Annotated in this window: 4 protein-coding genes and 1 pseudogene; 4 read left to right on the top strand and 1 reads right to left on the bottom strand. The window is 61.2% G+C overall.

What is annotated here, in order from left to right:
• Positions 1–8: 8 nt before the first annotated feature.
• Positions 9–1,208, top strand: a complete 1,200-nt coding sequence (locus ECTPHS_RS13535) for an integron integrase (protein ID WP_083838891.1) — start codon at positions 9–11, stop codon at positions 1,206–1,208.
• Between the two features lie 240 nt (positions 1,209–1,448).
• Here the strand turns inward: ECTPHS_RS13535 and ECTPHS_RS13540 are convergent.
• Positions 1,449–2,168: pseudogene (locus ECTPHS_RS13540) on the bottom strand (aldo/keto reductase); the annotation flags it as partial.
• Here ECTPHS_RS13540 and ECTPHS_RS14885 point away from each other — a divergent pair.
• The 3 genes from ECTPHS_RS14885 to ECTPHS_RS13545 form a co-directional block, all read left to right on the top strand.
• On the top strand, positions 2,103–2,285 hold the full coding sequence (locus tag ECTPHS_RS14885; RefSeq protein ID WP_168044681.1) for a hypothetical protein: 183 nt from the start codon (positions 2,103–2,105) through the stop codon (positions 2,283–2,285). The pseudogene ECTPHS_RS13540 and the gene ECTPHS_RS14885 overlap by 66 nt on opposite strands.
• Positions 2,272–2,448 carry a hypothetical protein gene (locus tag ECTPHS_RS14890; RefSeq protein WP_008933330.1) on the top strand — a complete coding sequence of 59 codons (177 nt, stop codon included), beginning with the start codon at positions 2,272–2,274 and terminating at the stop codon, positions 2,446–2,448. Before ECTPHS_RS14885 ends, ECTPHS_RS14890 begins: the two co-directional genes overlap by 14 nt.
• Positions 2,449–2,515: 67 nt before the next feature.
• The coding region (locus ECTPHS_RS13545) for a TonB-dependent siderophore receptor (protein ID WP_008933331.1) at positions 2,516–3,272 on the top strand (757 nt) is incomplete at its 3' end.

Raw genomic sequence — 3,272 nt, forward strand, 5'->3', positions numbered from 1 at the left:
CCCCCAACCTGAAGCCCTGGCAATACCTCCAGGTCATCGATGCTATACAGATTCTGTATAAGTTGGCACACACGGAATGGAGTGAAACGTTCGACTGGGACTACTGGCGCGCTTCGGCCAAGGCGCTGGAACCACAGCACGCGACACTGGCCCGGGAATATGCGCCTCTCACATCGGCGGAGTTTGCCCAACATGTGGGCGACAAACGCTTTGCGCCGCTGATACTTTCCCATCAGCCTGTATTTGAAAAGCTGATTGCGGTGATGCGAACCCGCAACATGTCCATCAGGACGGAAAAATCCTATATGGGCTGGATCTGCAGATTCATCCACCATTACGATGGCCAGGCCCCCACCAGTCTGGGGGCTGCACAGGTGGCTGATTTCCTCCAGTATCTTGCAGTCACGCGCAATGTCGCCGTCAGCACTCAGAACCAAGCCTTGAACGCGCTGGTCTTTCTGTTCAATAAAGTGCTTGAACAACCCCTTGGCGATATTGGCCTCTTTTCCAGGGCCAAACGCCCCAGGCGATTGCCCACGGTGCTCTCCAGGGATGAAGTGCGGCGCATGCTTGGCGAACTGGCGGGGGTTCCTTGGCTGGTCGCTTCTCTGCTCTACGGAACTGGCATGAGACTGATGGAATGTCTGCGGCTTCGCGTACAGGACGTGGAATTTGACCGGGGATTGATCGTGGTGAGATGTGGCAAGGGGAACAAGGACCGGATCGTGCCCTTGCCGGAATCGCTGGTTGGCCCATTGAACGAGCACCTGGAAACCGTGCGTGCCCTGCATGCCAGGGATCTTGAACAGGGACTGGGGGAAACGCTCCTGCCTGACGCGCTGGCGCGGAAGTATCCCAACGCACCTCGCGAATGGCGCTGGCAGTTTGTGTTTCCCAGCGGCCGCCTTTCGGTAGACCCGCGCTCGGGTAAACCCCGGCGCCACCACCTGCACGAAACCGCTGTGCAGAAGTCCGTCAAGGGAGCCGCTAGGAAGGCGGGCATTCACAAGAAAGCCAGTTGCCACACCTTGCGGCACAGTTTCGCGACCCATTTGCTGGAGCAGGGTTATGACATCAGGACCGTTCAGGAACTGCTGGGGCACAGCGATGTGTCCACCACCCAGATTTACACCCACGTGTTGAACCGTGGAGGCCTTGCCGTGAGAAGCCCTCTGGATACCAGAGACCACCCCCCATGCCCGATGTAGCAGGGCCAGCGGGGTATTCCCAAGACATCTAAACTCTCCTGCTGTCCACCCTTCAGGCTGCTCGGGCTCCCTGTATTCCATGTCCTATGCACGCTTGGTGTTCGTGGGTCACAGATTAGCTGATTTTGTGACGCGTTTCAGGTTTCAGGAATGCGCGTATCGGCGCGTGCCCCACGATGTGCGCCCCAGGTAGGACGAGGAAGAGCCTCAGAGCGTAATCCCTTCAGGTATGCCAGCCCCCTACTCCCCCCCCACCCTCTCAAACATCCCCAAATAAGCTTGCCGTGCCATCACCGGCAACCCCGCCACCGCCAGCAGATCCTCCAGATGCTCCGGGGTGCTGATGCCCGCCAGGCTTGTTCCCACCCCAGGCGTCGATCGATTGAACTGCAGCGCCCTCTGGGCAGGATTGGGCAGATCCGCCAAAGCACGCGCAACCGTGTCCACGGACTGCGTGGCCAGATGCCCCTTGAGCAGGGAGTGGGAGGCCATCACATAAAGCTGGAGTTGGTGGGCGGCCTGGATAGGTGAGGCCACGTTGCCCTGGCCGGTGGCGGTGTTGAAGCGGGTGAAGCCTTCCAGCATCACCTGGTTGAAGTGGTGTCGGGCCTGGGGGTTGCCGGTGACGGTGTGGGCGGCGCGTTCGGCCAGGCCCACGAGCGACGTGAGGGAGAGGAACAGGGGGGCGTCGGTCTCCACGCGGAAGCTCTCGAAGCTGGTGATGCCGTAGCGGCGGAGGCGGCCTTCCTGTACGGCGCGCTCCAGCATCTCGAATACGAGCTCCAGCCGCTGCAGGGTGGCCTCCTTGCCGCACTCGGTGATATGCACCTCGGGCTGGTCCACCAGGAAGGCGTCCAGGGTGTCCACGCCCATGAGGTGGCGGGAGAGTTCCAGTTGGTAATTCAGGTACTCGGGGGTGAGCAGGTGGGCGCCCTTGGCCAGTTGCTCGCGGCTGCCCAGCAGAAACAGAACAACCTGGCGACCATGATCCGGGCCGCCAGGGACCGGAATGTCCAGATCGTACTGGTGGCCGTGCCCACCCCCACCCTGATTCGACTACGAAATGCCGTCACCTGAAGCCCTGGCCCGGGAATTTGGAATTCCTCTGGAAAATCACGCGCTCGCCCATATACTGTCACGGGACGAACTGAAGGCCGACCCCATTCATCCCAATGAGGATGGCTACCGGATACTGGACGAATCCATCCTGCAGATCTTGATCAGCACCGGAGGTCTGTGAAAGATCCCGATAGGGTTTTCAACACTTTGTGAGCCGCCGCCGCGGCCTTCAGGGCTTGATTCGATTAATGACCAACAAGAAGACCCTGCTCCTGTGTGGTGCCATGATCCTGCCCCAGGGGCTACAGGCGGAACCTCACAGCTTCTCGGAGCAGGATTTTTTCCTCGACCTGCCTGTGGCGCTCACGGCAACGCGGCTCCAGCAGCCCCAGATCGAGGCCCCGGCCTCGATCACCATTATTGACAGGGACTGGCTGGAGCACAGCGATGCCCGGCATATTGCCGATGTTCTGAGCATGGTGCCCGGCTTTCTGGTCAGCCATCACGACGGCAATCGACGCATCGTCAGTTATCACGGCCTGGGAGGCATGTTCGTTCGCCAGCTGCAGGTCCTGGTGGATGGCCGCTCCATCTACAGCCCCACCAACGGAGGCGCACAGTGGGGCGACCTGGCGCTGTCCCTGGATGACGTCGAACGCATCGAGATCATTCGCGGCCCCAACTCGGCCGCCTATGGCTCCAACTCCTTCTTTGCCATCATCAACATCCTGACCCGCCATGCCGCCGATACGCCCGGGACGCAGGTCCGGACCCGGATCGGCACCCACGGTGTCCGTGATGCCTCCCTGCGCCAGGGAGGCAGTCTGGGGGAGAGACAGCATTACCGCCTGTCCTTGTCCCACGCGGAGGATGACGGCTTTCCCGGCAACCGCGACCAGTGGGAGCGCACGGCCCTGAACCTGCGCCTGGACCGGGAGTTGACGGGTTCCCGGTCACTGACGGTGAACACCGGTCTGACCCGCGTGGACAGGGGGCTGGAGGCCA

Origin of the sequence: Ectothiorhodospira sp. PHS-1, from assembly GCF_000225005.1 — a bacterium.
GTDB lineage: Bacteria > Pseudomonadota > Gammaproteobacteria > Ectothiorhodospirales > Ectothiorhodospiraceae > Ectothiorhodospira.

Coding starts and splice junctions, on each gene's coding strand:
- ECTPHS_RS14890 (WP_008933330.1), top strand. CDS start 2,272: ATGCCGTCACCTGAAGCCCTGGCCCGGGAATTTGGAATTCCTCTGGAA.